Source organism: Paenibacillus sp. V4I5 (assembly GCF_030817255.1).
Taxonomy (GTDB): Bacteria; Bacillota; Bacilli; order Paenibacillales; family NBRC-103111; genus Paenibacillus_E.
This window is the reverse complement of the sequence record NZ_JAUSZB010000002.1, coordinates 3,425,790-3,439,874: the sequence shown is the minus strand read 5'-3', so window position 1 is coordinate 3,439,874 and position 14,085 is coordinate 3,425,790. Positions and strand designations below refer to the sequence as shown.

Annotated in this window: 9 protein-coding genes; 8 read left to right on the top strand and 1 reads right to left on the bottom strand. The window is 47.3% G+C overall.

The window, feature by feature from the left end; translation table 11 throughout:
- Positions 1-14: 14 nt before the first annotated feature.
- Positions 15-995: a metallophosphoesterase family protein gene (locus tag QFZ78_RS17510; protein ID WP_307549453.1), complete on the top strand. Its 981-nt coding sequence runs from the start codon at positions 15-17 to the stop codon at positions 993-995.
- A gap of 194 nt (positions 996-1,189) precedes the next feature.
- Here the strand turns inward: QFZ78_RS17510 and QFZ78_RS17505 are convergent, their stop codons facing one another.
- Positions 1,190-2,182, bottom strand: coding sequence for a helveticin J family class III bacteriocin (locus QFZ78_RS17505; RefSeq protein WP_307549450.1), 993 nt, complete (start codon positions 2,180-2,182; stop codon positions 1,190-1,192).
- A 376-nt stretch (positions 2,183-2,558) separates the two neighbouring features.
- Here QFZ78_RS17505 and QFZ78_RS17500 point away from each other — a divergent pair, with 376 nt between their 5' ends.
- The 7 genes from QFZ78_RS17500 to QFZ78_RS17470 all read left to right on the top strand — a co-directional run bounded on the left by QFZ78_RS17500 (position 2,559) and on the right by QFZ78_RS17470 (position 14,070).
- Complete coding sequence (locus QFZ78_RS17500; protein WP_307549448.1) at positions 2,559-3,284, top strand: glycerol-3-phosphate responsive antiterminator; 726 nt, start codon at positions 2,559-2,561, stop codon at positions 3,282-3,284.
- Positions 3,285-3,481: 197 nt separating this feature from the next.
- Positions 3,482-4,231, top strand: a complete 750-nt coding sequence (locus QFZ78_RS17495; protein WP_307549446.1) for an MBL fold metallo-hydrolase — start codon at positions 3,482-3,484, stop codon at positions 4,229-4,231.
- Between the two features lie 123 nt (positions 4,232-4,354).
- Entirely contained in the window at positions 4,355-5,164 is an 810-nt protein-coding gene (locus QFZ78_RS17490; protein ID WP_307549443.1) for an HAD-IIA family hydrolase, read from the top strand.
- 54 nt (positions 5,165-5,218) lie between these two features.
- A complete protein-coding gene (locus QFZ78_RS17485; protein WP_307549441.1) occupies positions 5,219-9,616 on the top strand; it encodes a lamin tail domain-containing protein in 4,398 nt (1,465 codons plus the stop codon).
- A 422-nt stretch (positions 9,617-10,038) separates the two neighbouring features.
- Entirely contained in the window at positions 10,039-11,715 is a 1,677-nt protein-coding gene (locus QFZ78_RS17480; RefSeq protein WP_307549440.1) for a glycerol-3-phosphate dehydrogenase/oxidase, read from the top strand.
- A gap of 18 nt (positions 11,716-11,733) precedes the next feature.
- Positions 11,734-12,492, top strand: a complete 759-nt coding sequence (locus tag QFZ78_RS17475; protein WP_307549438.1) for an MgtC/SapB family protein — start codon at positions 11,734-11,736, stop codon at positions 12,490-12,492.
- A 267-nt stretch (positions 12,493-12,759) separates the two neighbouring features.
- Entirely contained in the window at positions 12,760-14,070 is a 1,311-nt protein-coding gene (locus QFZ78_RS17470; RefSeq protein WP_307549436.1) for an ABC transporter substrate-binding protein, read from the top strand.
- Positions 14,071-14,085: the final 15 nt, after the last annotated feature.

Genomic DNA, 14,085 nt, shown 5'->3' with positions numbered 1-14,085 from the left:
AGGTGATGCAGACGATGAAAAAACGGCTAAAATTTCGAGACGATGGTACGTTTGTCATCGTACAATTTTCCGATGTGGAATTTCTCGATGAATTTGATTATGACCCGGAAACACCAATGTATGATTCAGAGACAAGAGCACTTATGGAACGAATCATCGAAGTCGAAAAGCCCGATCTCATTGTATTTGCCGGTGATGTAATCGCGAGTAACCGGGCGAGAGATCCCATTCAATCGTTCCGCCAAGCCGTTGATGTAGCAGAGCAGAGCTGCATTCCATGGGCGGCCGTGTTCGGCAATCATGACTCGGAGGGCGAAGTGCCGAGGAAAGCGATGCATGAGCTGCAGTTGCAGCATGAATTTTGTGTGGCGGAGCCGGATCCAGAAGGCGTTAACGGGGCTGGGAACTTTGTCTTAACTGTGGCGGGGAAGTCCGATGAAACAGCTGCTGCGCTATATTTCGTGGATAGCGGCGACTACTCTTCAATCGGAGATCGGGTTGGCGGTTATGATTGGATTCGCAGAGATCAAATCGATTGGTATGTCAACAAGTCGCGAGAGCTGACAAGGCGAATCGATGATCAACCGCTGCCTGCGCTTGCCTTCTTCCACATTCCCCTACCGGAGTACAATGACGTATGGGATTTTCAAGTATGCTACGGGCATCGTTATGACTCTTGCTGCTCTTCTCCTGCGATTAATTCAGGTATGTTTGCGGCAATGGTGGAGATGGGTGATGTAATGGGGACGTTTGTCGGTCATGACCACGGCAACGATTTTTGGGGAACGCTTCATGGTATTCGCCTTTGCTACGGACGTTCTACGAGATATGTAAGCTATGTGGATGGTGTGCGTCACGACCTGCTGCCTACAGGAGCGAGAGTCATTCGACTGAAGGAGGGGGAGCGTCGGTTCGATACGTGGATTCGTCAGAATGACGGAACCGTCGTGGAGGAGCAGCCGGAGCATCGGCCTGAAGGCAGGAAAGTGGAGTGAGTATCCTTCGGCTGCCACGGTCGAAACGAGGGGATATCAGGTATGGGAAAGAGAGTAGTTTTCACGACGGAAAACGATAGTTAAACGAAGGGCTGCCACGAGGCAGCCTTTTCACTCCGCTAACGGGCTGTTTTCGCTAATACGAAGAAGAAATAAACACTAATGGTGACCAATTCTACTGACCAGTTTGGCGCTTATTGAAATATGCTATCAGGCACGTAGTAAACTTTCTGCGTATCTTTTTTATTTACTGGGTCTGTAACTATAGTAAAATAAACGTTACCGTTTTTTGTCTGTACTCCCTCGATTTCATGGGTTCCCACATTTGTAATATTCACAAGGGTTTTGTATGCTCCTGTGTTTGACATCATAGCAATCTGCGGAGTTTGACCTTCCGCGCCGCCTGATGTAAATATTTCCGTATTACCGAGCATATCAGCACCCTGGAAAGATCCGTTCGGTCTGACTATGCTACTTCCCGACTGCGTAAAGCTGGCAACGCAAGCGCTTACCGCCGCAGCACTGTCCATTCGTACCTGTTCATTGCTGTCAAGAAGCTGATTCAATGCTACCGTGTCATAAATTGACCAAGTTACAGTTCCTTCTGCAGTTTGTATGCGGAAAATAGTATGGGTACTGTTGCCGCCGGCATCAACACGGTATGTCTCACCTAAACTTGTACCGGTCTCATTGGCGTAATTCATATAAGTAAAGCGATGAAGATCCGTATAATTATATGTCGCGCCGGGCGAGTATTGAAGTCTTGCTACCTGGAGCGACCAGTAATACGATGTTGAAGGATCCGCTTTCGAACTGAAATAAAAATAATTTATACCATTGTATGTGTACATATCCAATGTTTGGCAATGACCGGTATTGGTAACGGTCATTTCATCAACGTATGTTGCATTACTTCCGTTTATGAGGAGTCTTGAAAGATAGCATGTTCCCCCAGACCGCTGAGTTACGTACAGATACGTTGAAGCGATGTAAGCTTTCTGAACAGCCACGTTGTGATTAAGTCCTTTGAGATTGTATGCGAGTGTTGCCGAAGCGTTTACAGTTTTCTGAGGAGTTGCCGCGTATACGGGTAAAACAGACATTCCCGAAATAAGAATTGATAGAAGAACAGATGTGAGTAGTTTGAATTGCCTTTTAATAAGGCTCAATGCTTGAACTTGAAACATACGGATACCTCCTTTGTTGTGCAATCCTTTCCATCTTGATCCAATGCTCCATGCTACTTGGCCGTACGCCGCGAGCGGCACCTCCTCCTTGTCGGATGAGCCCGGTCAACAACATAAAAACCCCAACAATAAGACAGGCTCGCAGGCGAGCGAATCAAATTGTTCGGGTTTTCTCATGGACTCCAACCGTCACATTAGTATTCATATGGATGAATAGTAAGCGCTTTCAAGGCGATTACATGCTCATGCTAACAGTTTGTTTCCAGAAAGTCAAGCGATATTTAGCAGCCGGCATTGCCAAGCTGCCGACCGTCCAGTTTATAATAAATAGGTTGAGTAATAGAGCAAATATAAAACCGGGAGTGGGACGTTTTGATTGACAAAAGTCGATACCGATTTTATAATTCAAACTAAATCATATCCATTGAATACGGTTAGGTTCGAATATAGAGAGAAACCCTTTCCCGTGATCATATCCTTCAACTGGTGGGGTATGTTCATTAAGGTCAGGGTTTTTATTTATCTGTTTGAAAGGGGAGTTTATATGTATCCAATAATCGATCTTGTAGAGCATCAAACCATTGCCACCGTACAAAAAGAAGAAGAACTAGAGCTTGCTATAAAGAGTCAGGCCAATATTATTTTTCTGCTAATGGGCTCCATCTTCAATGTTCAGGAATTGGTGAATAAGATAAAAGGCGCAGGTAAGCAAGTCTTTATTCATGTAGAATTCATAGAAGGAATAGTGGCTGATCGGACCGGAATATCTTATTTAGCGAAAAATGTAAAGCCTACGGGCATCATTTCAACAAAAGGTAACCTTATTCGGATTGCGAAAGACATGAATTTGATGGCAATCCAACGTATTTTCCTTATTGATCACAGCGCCGTGCTGAGAGGGATCAAAGCGGCGGAGCAAAGCCAGCCGGATGCGATTGAGGTCATGCCTGGCATTATGCCCCACATTATCGAGGGGCTAACTTCGATGACTCCCTACCCCATTATAGCAGGGGGACTGGTTGACAATCAGCGGGAAATAGACGAGGCTTTACATGCTGGGGCGTTGGCAGTGTCTACAGGAAAATCTGAGTTATGGCAATAGCAAATAAATGATTGCGCTTTCAAGGTTGTTATTATATAGTAGCAATATTAGATTATTTTGTATCTTGGGAAGAGACTAATGAGAACCCCTGATTACACTGTAATTCACTTTCCAATGGAAAAGTGAGTTCATGTGTAGTTGCGGGTTCTTTATCTTTTTTAGGGGGAAAATGCCAATATTAAATAAAGGAGCACAAAATGGAAATTACCTTACTAGGGACAGCCTGCGCTGTGGGCGGGATGGAAAGAGATAACACCTATTTCCTCATCCAAAACAGTGAAGATTGCACGATGGTAGACGTTGGGGGAAGTCCCTTGAGTAAGCTTGCTAAATTGGGAATTAGCGTCCATCAAGTGAAGGAAGTCATTTTCACCCATTTTCATATCGATCATGTGTACGGATTACCATCCCTACTATGGGGAATGTGGCTGGTAGGCAGAACGAAGCCCCTGATTATTTATTGTTCGGCTGAGAATGAAGTCCAGCTAAAGAAATGGCTAGAGGTGATTGATATTCATCAATGGCCCGTGTTATTTGAAGTTCAGATCCATACGTATGCGTGGAGAACGGAATCACTGTTGTTAAAAGAAGAGGAGTTAGAGATAACGAGCTTTCCAAGTCTGCATCTAGGTCCGACTGTTGGATTAAAAATCCAGTATAAAGACAAGGTTCTGGTTTATTCGGCAGATACGCAGCCAAATAGCTGGATCAAAGAACAAAAGCAGATTGACATATTGATTCATGAAGCGACAACAGCTGAACGTCCACTAGTAAACCATACGAGCTTACAGGAAATAATTAATTACTATCCATTAGAACGTATTGATCAGGTGGTAGCGGTTCATTTAACCGATACAGAGCCTTATGATCGCGTCCTCGAGAGTCAGGTATCAGCTATTAAGGATAAAATAAGCATTGGCTTTGATTTCATGAAAATTAACCTATGATGGTGTGTAAGGGAAAGAGACGAGTAGAATCCCAAACCTATCAGACTGACTTTAGCCGGAAGGTGAAGTCTGTCTTAGGGTTTGGGATTTTTTTCGAATTTACAGATATAGGAGTTGGAGCAGATGAAAGATTTTGCAGGATATATATTTGATTTGGACGGCACTATTTATCTGGGGGGTCACTTGATTGACGGTGCAGCTGAGGTGATCGAATCCCTACAATCGAGGCATAAAAAAATCTTGTTTTTAACGAATAAAACGATTGAATCCAGAGACAAATACGTCGCAAAACTGAACGATTTGGGTATAAAAGTCGGGATTGACCAAATCTTGAGTCCAACGCTGGTTACTATTAGATTTTTAAAAGAAAAACACGAAGACTGTAAAATATACGTGATCGGGGAACCGTTGATCAAAGAAGAATTCAAGCAAGCGGGGTTTACATTCGCAGCATCACCTGAAGAAACGGATGTCGTCATCACCTCATGGGATCGTGAGTTTCACTATTCTCATCTGGATTTTGCCTATCAAGCGATTAAGAAAGGAGCTATGGTCCTTGCCACAAATCCGGATAGAACTTGTCCGACGGAGGGAGGGGATGTTCCGGATTGCGGGGGGATGATCGGAGCTATTGAAGGCGCAACTGGAAAGAAAATTGAACTCATTATCGGTAAACCGTCTATCTATATGGCCAATGCGGCACTGGAAAGCTTACAGCTGAACGCGGATCAATGTCTAATGACAGGCGACCGAATTGAAACGGATATTTTGATGGGTAAACTAGCGGGTTTGCATACGGCCTTGGTTTTGACGGGAATTACACAAAAGGAAGATATTCCAAAGTCCAAGTACCAACCGGATTATATTCTTAACTCCGTACATGACCTCTTGTTAGAGGAGAGCATCGAAGAGACAGCAAGTGCATTAGAATGAAATATAGTTGAAATGAGACGTCAAAATTATAGGTGAAAAAAGAGGAGGAAAGTTATGAATCGTAAGTTCAAACAAATCGTCGTTCGTTCGGTAGCGCTGTCACTATTCGCCTCTTCACCTATGTCCGGGATCGTTATCCCGGCTGTATCGGCATCTGCGTCATCGGTACCAACTGTACTCATTACGGAGCTGGTTCCGGATACGATCAACGTAAATTCGAATGACGGTTACGAATATGTCGAGTTGTACAACGCTTCAGATGATCTTATTGACTTGACGGGGTATAAGCTTCAGGGGAAATATGACGGTGTCTTTAAATGGGAAGGAACACTTGGTGGTAATATGCGTATTTCCCCTCGTGAAACGGTGCTGATCTGGACGCAAAATAGCACGATTAGTGGAAACACACCACAATTGACGCGTGACCAGTTCAGAAGCAATTATAGTATCGCTGAGTCCGAACTGCCGAATGACCGTATACATGTTCTGCAAAACGTTACTGGCTTGGTCAACGGAAGCTCGTCACAGAAAAATATCGGCATTTCCCTAGTCGACCCGCTCAATTCGGAAATCGCTGTCGCCACATATTTCGTTGCTGCCGTGGATGATACGTTCGAAAACAAAGGAATTTCGTTTAAACAGCCTTCCTCCGGCATCGTTATGGTGCATAACGGCGGAAATAAGACAGCGACGCCGGGACGTATCGCCTCCGATGAAGTGCCGGGAGTCGCGCCGAGCGACGTGATTGCAGCTGGGAAAGACGGCAGCTTGACGCTGTCGTGGACGCCGAGCAGTGATCCGAATGTGATCGGATACCGGATTCATTCTCGAAACGGTCTTTCGACGACGTCGGTTACAGATGAGACCTACACCTATACCGGGCTGATGAATGGATCCGATTATACGTTTACTTTATCGTCTCTCTATGCGGACGGAGGCGTGTCCCCAGCTTCGCTTCCTGTACGCGGGAAGGCGGGCATTCCGGTTATTCCTGCTGTTACGACTGGCTTACAAGCGCTTCCTCGCGATAAGTCGATTCGTTTGAGCTGGGACGCTTCAACCGAGGGGGATGTTGCTGGTTACCGTGTTTATAAAAACGGCGTGCAGCTGCCGGATTTGGTGACAGGCTCCTCCTTTGCAGCAACAGGTCTAACAAATGGCCAAAGCGTTACTTTCGCAGTCTATACCGTCAATCAGTCAGGGTTAATGTCTGCGCAGCCCGCAGTAGTTGCACAAAAACCACAGGCCGCTCCCTCGTTTATAGTTACGGAAATGGCACCAAACACGAAAAATATTGACTACAAAACCGGTGGGACAGATGCATTCGAGTTTATTGAGCTGTACAATTCTACCTCTACGCCCATTAACGTCAAAGGATTTACTTTAAAATACATCGCAGGTGCAACCGTTTATGATTATCCCATCACGGAAAACAAAATGATTGCGCCGCAAGGAACGTTCCTTATTTGGTTCAAAAACACCAACGTACAGCAGGTTGGACTGCCCGAGTTCAATCTCGCATATGGAAGCTCGATTACGGAAGATCAGATGTTTGTCGTTGTAAACGGCGGCATGTCGAATTCCGCTTCACGGCGTGTACAATTTCTCGATCCCGACAATATTGTGCTTACTGACACGACTTACAATGTAGCAGATATCGGCGAAAGCATCAGTGCCAACTTCATCCCGGATCGCGGCAATGGGGTTGTCTCAACCGACAGAATATCCATGCAGGCAAATCCGGGTATCTTGTATCCTGTACAGAAGGTAGCCGATCCGATGGATACCGTTCCGCCAGCTTCCCCTACAGATGTACAGGTCACGGCTGGTGTCGGCGGAGTGAGGGTGACATGGAGCGATATGCTTGAGCCGGACGCTGCCTATGTGAACGTATATGTGAATGGCATGGTGCGAAATAGGCTGCTCATGCCGAAGAATGAGGCGATTATCGAGGGATTGGAAAACGGGACTTCGGTTGCCTTGCAGGTAAGCACAATAGATACGGCCGGTAGAGAATCCGATCTGACGGCTCCAATCGTTGCAACCCCAACGGCTGATGCAATGCCAGGCGTCATGATAACGGAAATTGTTCCCGACACATGGAACACAGAGCCGCTCGAATTGCGCGATGTCTACGATGCGTATGAGTTCATCGAGCTGTATAATCCACGTTCGCAGCCGTATGACCTGAATGGCAAAACAGTGCGGTTCACGCAGCCGGATGACAATGCGAAAAGCTGGTCGTGGACATTCGAGCAGCCGACCCTCATAGGGCCGAAAAAAACCATCCAATTCTGGGTACGTCCGAATGGGCTGAATTATTTGAAGTCAGACGGATTTAACTTTTCCTATTACGACTTCCAAGAAGCAAAATATGTGCCAGATTCGGCTTTCGTGTATGGCGACGGCGCAGGCGGATTATCCAACAACGGCGGTATCATCGATATCGTCGAGCCGGACGGTACTGTTCTCGTTTCGGCAGCGTATAAAGCCGGTCAATTTCTTGAGAAAAAAGGGATCACCTATGCTTATCCGATGTTCGGCGGTACTGTCATGCGAACCGTCGGGGTGCAGCAAACCGGGACGCCTGGCGTAGTTAACTCTACGCAGATTCCTCACGAGTCGACGCAAGACCAAAATGTACCTGCCGCACCTGCAGGGTTTCAGGCGGAGCCAGGCCGTGGTGAGGTGACAGTCAGTTGGCAGCCAAATCCGGAATCGGACTTTGCTGGGTATCGGCTGTACATGGGGGGACAGCTTGAGGTGACACTGCCGGCATCGGTTACGTCGTACAAGATACCGGCACTCCCGGGTCAAGTCGCGGTGACGTTCGAGTTGAGCGCGATAGATAACTCCGGCAACGAGTCTGCGCGCGTGTCGGCTACGGCTAAGCCAACCTACTCGCTGATGACTCAGGTTGAACGCGAGCCGAGCCCTGCGAATACACTTACTGAATCTCGCTACAGGGCGGCATGGGATATCGGGGAGAAAGGTCCGATCATTCCGGGTCTTGTACAAGGTCACGTTCCTCAAGGTATGTCCTATTATGCGGATAACCAGCGTGAATGGATACTGATGGCTGCGTATCATTACACGGGAGATCCGAGTACTTTAGCAATCGTCGATGCAAAGACGGGCATTTTGGAGAAGTATGTTAACTTGAAAAATCCAGACGGTTCCATTTACACCGGGCACGCGGGCGGTGTAGCGGTTAGCCGGGATCATGTATGGCTATCTTCTGGCAGCAGGATGTACCGGATGCCGATTCAGACGCTGATTGATACGCCGGACCAAGGATTCGCACAATTTGCAGACTCTTTCGGTGTTGTGACGAATGCCTCATTCGCATCGTATGAGGATGGGATACTGTGGGTTGGAGAATACAGCAACCCGCCGTCATATACGACAAGTCCACTGCACCAGATGCAAAATCGGAACGGGGCGTCGCATTTGTCTTGGATCGTTGGCTACGAGCTCGATTTAATAAACGACAGACTCCCATCGGATGCAACTAGCTTCAGGGAAGATGGCATGGACAAATTTGTGCCTAACTATGTGTTAAGTATTGGAGATAAAATCCAAGGTGCGGCGTTTAACAAGGGAGAAGTCCTGCTCACTTACAACCATGGGCGGCCTTACAACTCGATTGTTCGCTATGCAATGCCAAACGTCTCTGACTTGTCTATGAAATATACGGAAACATCGATCGGAGGCGTTACCGTTCCGGTATGGCTGTTGGATAGCGTGAATAAAACCGGTTCGATCGACATTCCAACCGGTGCCGAGAATATGTTCATCCGCCATGAGGATGGTGTCGACCATCTGTATGTGAACTTCGAATCGGGTGCGAACCATATGCGGTTCATGTCGTCCTATTCGATGGATCGGTTGCTTAAGCTAAACCTTGATCAGCTGCGTGCCTACGACACTAGGACTTTAGCAGGTGTCCCTCAGGAATTGAAAATCGGCGCCGAAGCGCAGGCGACTGTACTTGCAGACCGTGGCAATCGCAATGCTGAGAATGTAACGGGCAGCTATACATGGACGAGCAGCGACCCGTCCATTGTTGAGATCACAGCGGAAGGACTCATTCGCGGCATAAAACCGGGAGCAGGAACGATTACCGGTACGGCCGGCGAGAGTGTGCTAAGTACTTCCGTACGTGTGTCCTCTCCGGACTCCATTCGTGCAGACCTTCCTTCGAGCGGACGGATGACGGAAGGTACATCGTTCCAGCTTGAGGTCAAAGCTGTTTACGCGGACGGGTACGAGAGTGATGTAACGTCACAGGCCGCTTATGCGGTTAAGGGAAGCTCCGGGGCTCTTGGGGTGAGCAGCATGGGACTAGTCCGGGCTATTAAACCAGGTATGGAAAAGATTTCGATCGTATTCAATGGAAAAACGTACGAATTGAAAATCATTGTTAGCCCAGAAGAGTCCGGGCGGCGGTAGCAATAATGTGATGGCCGGCTTTCTTGTTGTGGTATTGACAAATCCACTATCTGGTCTTATAGTAAACGTATTCATATGAATATACGGTTTAGGCGCGAGTCTTGGAGAAGACCTTATCCGTAATCATATCCTTTCCTTAGGGGAGGGGTATGTTTACAGGGTAAGGTCTTTTTGTTTTTACATTTTGATCTTGGATGGTGGGTAGAGATGGCTGAGCAATCACCCAATCGCCCCCGGCATATTATTTCAAGTATCAAAGAAATCGTCAATTTGGATCCATCCGAGGTATGAAAAAAATAAATAAAAAAGACGACTTAATTCCAAGCGGTAGAGACGAAGGAGAACCTCTTTGGAAGAGATGCGGTTTGTTTGCGCATTTTTTCTAAGGGGGTTTTTATATTTTACATGGAGGAGAACCATACATGAGACCTACATTTTCAGCAGCTAACAGATCGATTATTTTAGAGACAATGGCGCAGAGCGAGCTAGATATATTGGTTATCGGAGGTGGGGTCACAGGAGCCGGTATCGCGCTCGATGCAAGTGCGCGCGGTATGAATGTCGGCTTGTTGGAGAAGAACGATTTCGGTTCCGGCACAAGCAGTCGTTCTACGAAGCTTATTCACGGAGGATTGCGGTATTTGAAGCAGGGAGATTTCAAGCTTGTGCAGGAGGTTGGACGGGAACGGGCGATTTTGTACAAAAATGCGCCGCATCTTGTCATTCCCGCACCGATGCTTCTTCCTGTATATAAAGGAGGGACATACGGTTACCTTGCCTCTTCGATTGGTCTATACATCTATGATTGGCTGGCAGGAGTCGCCCGTAAGGAGCGGAGAAAAATGTTTGACCGCAGGCAAACAGCCCAGCTCGAGCCGCTGCTGAAGCAGGATGGCTTGAAGGGAGGCGGGCTATATTTTGAGTACCGTACGGACGATGCCCGGCTAACGATTGACATTATGAAGACTGCTTACGCGCAAGGCGCCAGCATAGTGAACTATGCCGAGGTGACGGAGTTTATTTACCATGACGGTAAAGCGGTGGGTGTTCGTGTACACGATCGCATCAACGGTACGTACACGCAAATTAACGCCAAACATATTGTCAATGCAACCGGCCCGTGGGTCGATAAGGTGCGGGATATCGACGGTTCCTTGAAAGGGAAACGCTTGTTCTTGACCAAGGGTGTCCATCTCGTTGTCGATTACGAGCGCTTTCCGGTAAAGCAGGCTGCCTACTTCGATACACCGGATGGCCGCATGGTGTTCGTCATTCCACGCGGCAAGGTGACCTATATCGGCACAACGGATACCGTCTATTCGCAATCCATTGAGAGCCCAAGAACGACGATAGAGGATCGCGACTATATTATTCGTGCGGTGAATTTTATGTTCCCTAGCATTGGGCTTACAACGGATGATATCCGTTCCCATTGGGCAGGACTTAGACCGCTCATTTACGAGGAAGGCAAAGGGCCGTCCGAGCTGTCCAGAAAGGATGAGATTTTCGTTTCTGACAGCAAGCTCATTACCATAGCCGGCGGCAAGCTGACAGGTTTCCGCAAAATGTCCGAGAAAGTCGTCGATCTTGTCGCCAGCGAGCTGCATAACACCACTGGGCGAAGCTACCCGGCATGCTGTACAGATAAGATTACGGTGAGCGGTGGAGAAGTTCACCTGAGTGGTGCGAGCTATGCGGATTGGAAGAAAGAAATGGTGAGATTGGGAGCTGCACAAGGTGTAAATCAAACGGTCATGCAAGATTGGATTGATACATTCGGTTCGAATGCGCTTTGCATTATGGACCGTCTACCGGCTTTGAAACAGCTAAACATTCCTCTAGAAATGCATTGGCTGCATGCAGAGCTGATGTATTGCATGGAAGAAGAAATGACTGTCGACGTGTCCGATTTCTTGAGACTGCATACGGGTTGGACTTATTTCCAATTGAGTAAGGCGGAGAAATATGCTGACGCTGTATTTCAAATACTTTGTAATCACCTGTCTTACGACGGGGCTCAGAAGGAAAAACAGCTCAACACGATGGAAGCGCTATTCGCTTCTATTAACGATCTCCCGGTAAATGACCATGCAATCTAAAGATGGGGGTGATAAGAGATGAGCAGTGTATGGCATATTACAGAACTAGAGCTTACCATACGAATTCTGCTGGCTGCCGGATTAGGGGGACTCGTAGGCTTGGAACGGGAATGGAGCAACCATGCGGCTGGTTTACGCACGCACATTCTCGTCTGTATCGGATCAACAGCAATTATGCTGCTGTCGATATATGGCTTCTCAGAGTTCGTTAACGAGCCGCAGGTGCGGGTAGACCCGGCACGACTGGCGGCGCAGGTCATTAGCGGCATCGGGTTTCTGGGAGCCGGTACCATCATGCGGACCGGCTTGACTGTGTCCGGTCTGACGACTGCCGCTTCCGTCTGGGTGGTGGCGGCGATCGGTCTGTGCGTTGGCGCGGGCTTCTTGTATTGTGCGGTGCTTGCAACGGTTATGGTATTACTTAGTTTGGTTGTGCTTAACAAATGGGAAAAGTATTTAATGCGCAATCGGCGAACGATGGAGGTAATGATAAAAATCGTCGATAAGCCCGGCGTGCTAGGCAACATTGCTACCAAGTTCGGCGAGAACGGCATTCACATCGTGAACGTCCAGATGAAGCCTGATGGCATGACCGAAGTGGAAGGTGTATTGGAGGCGGTCGTGGAGCTGCGTTTCAGTTTGAAGGCAAGCCAAGGGGAGACGCTAATAAAGGCGTTGGATACGATCTCTACATCAGGGCATATTTTGTCTACGGAATCGAAAACCTTTAGCATGGTATCAGGCTCCCGGAAGTCAAGCAGGCATGCGGTAGGATAAATTGCACCATCGACGAACTTCTTGTATGTAGTGTTAATAAATGGTGAAATATGCTGTTGTATTGACTATTACGCAATTATGTGAAATACTAATAACAGTTAAGAAAACGCTTTAATTCGTTCATAACGATTGGGTCGGAGATCATTGAGACAGCCCAAGAGACGAACGGACCGTGGGTAATTGCGCGGCTCCTTAGTTTCTTGTGTCTCAATGCTCTCCTTTTTTCATCTCCAAAAGTAATACCAAAAATGGAAAGGGGATTTTACAATGAAAATAACAAAAAAATGGTTTCCTGTACTTGCTGCATCCTCTCTTATGTTGACAACAGCAGTTGGCTGCTCGAGCGGTGGGGAGCAGAAACCCGCGGAAGTACCACCGGTGGTGGAAGACAACTCGCCGGTTACGATTCAATATTGGCATTCTCATGCTGAAGTGCAAATGCCCGCAGTCAATTACATGATTGGCGAGTTCCAGAAAAAGTATCCGAACATCACGGTTGAACCAGTGTTTCAAGGTGCCTACGTCGATTTGCATAAGAAGCTGCAAGCGGCAGTCGCGGCCAAAGATGTTCCAGCCGTCACCAATGTAGAAGTGTCGGTGCTTCCAAACTTTGCTGATAGTGGTGTGTTTGCAGATTTAAGCGGTTACATTTCACGCGATAAAGTAGACATGAACGATTTCTCCAAAGGAATGCTGCAAGCGTATTCGTACAACAATAAGCAATTCGGCTTCCCGTTAATCGTTAGTACAAGCGTGATGATTTACAACAAAACGATGCTCGATAAGCTGAATGTGAAACCGCCGCAAACATGGGCTGAAATCGAAGATTTCAATAAAAAGGTTACGGTTAAGGAAAATGGAAAAACGAGTCGGTACGCATTCTCCGTACCAGGTTGGGACACATGGTATATGGATCCGTGGGTATCTAACGGCGGTGGCGCGATACTGAGTCCAGATCATAAGAAAACGCTGCTTGATCAGCCTGAAGGTCTGAAGTGGATTCAAAACTTCGAAAGATGGACTAAAGAAGGCTCTATGCATATGGGGTACGGCAAAGGTGCTTCGGACACCATGCGCCAAATGTTCTTAGAAGAAAAAGTAGCGATGGTTGAGCATACTTCAGCTGTCTTGAAAACCTACCTGCAAAATGCGAAATTTGAAGTAGGCGTTTCATTCCTGCCTGGCGACAAAGAACGCAAATCGCACATCGGTGGAGCAGGCATTGTTATGATGGATGGAGCTCCCGCTAAACAGAAGGAAGCTGGCTGGAAGTTCGTCAAGTTCATGACTGCGGCTGAGAACAATATCAAGTGGGCGGAAGGCACAGGTTACTTGCCAACTCACAAGTCCGTTCTGGCGACAGAAGAAGGCAAGAAGTACTTTGAGAAGCTGCCGCAGTACAAAGCGGTGTTTGATAATTTCGACAATGTTGTAGGCCGTCCGCAGCACCCGACTTATCCGGAATTCAGCAAGAAGTACATGGAAGTGGTCGGTAAAATGCTTCTTGAAAATGGAGATCCATTACCGCTTATGAAAGACGCTGTGAAAGAAATCAATGCGATTTTGAACGAAAGCTAGAAAGAAAGGGGAGTC

Excerpts from the sequence above, each read along its gene's own strand:
- QFZ78_RS17510 (WP_307549453.1), top strand. The coding sequence starts at position 15 with ATGAAAAAACGGCTAAAATTTCGAGACGATGGTACGTTTGTCATCGTA.
- QFZ78_RS17505 (WP_307549450.1), bottom strand. The coding sequence starts at position 2,182 with ATGTTTCAAGTTCAAGCATTGAGCCTTATTAAAAGGCAATTCAAACTA.
- QFZ78_RS17495 (WP_307549446.1), top strand. The coding sequence starts at position 3,482 with ATGGAAATTACCTTACTAGGGACAGCCTGCGCTGTGGGCGGGATGGAA.
- QFZ78_RS17490 (WP_307549443.1), top strand. The coding sequence starts at position 4,355 with ATGAAAGATTTTGCAGGATATATATTTGATTTGGACGGCACTATTTAT.
- QFZ78_RS17485 (WP_307549441.1), top strand. The coding sequence starts at position 5,219 with ATGAATCGTAAGTTCAAACAAATCGTCGTTCGTTCGGTAGCGCTGTCA.
- QFZ78_RS17480 (WP_307549440.1), top strand. The coding sequence starts at position 10,039 with ATGAGACCTACATTTTCAGCAGCTAACAGATCGATTATTTTAGAGACA.
- QFZ78_RS17475 (WP_307549438.1), top strand. The coding sequence starts at position 11,734 with ATGAGCAGTGTATGGCATATTACAGAACTAGAGCTTACCATACGAATT.
- QFZ78_RS17470 (WP_307549436.1), top strand. The coding sequence starts at position 12,760 with ATGAAAATAACAAAAAAATGGTTTCCTGTACTTGCTGCATCCTCTCTT.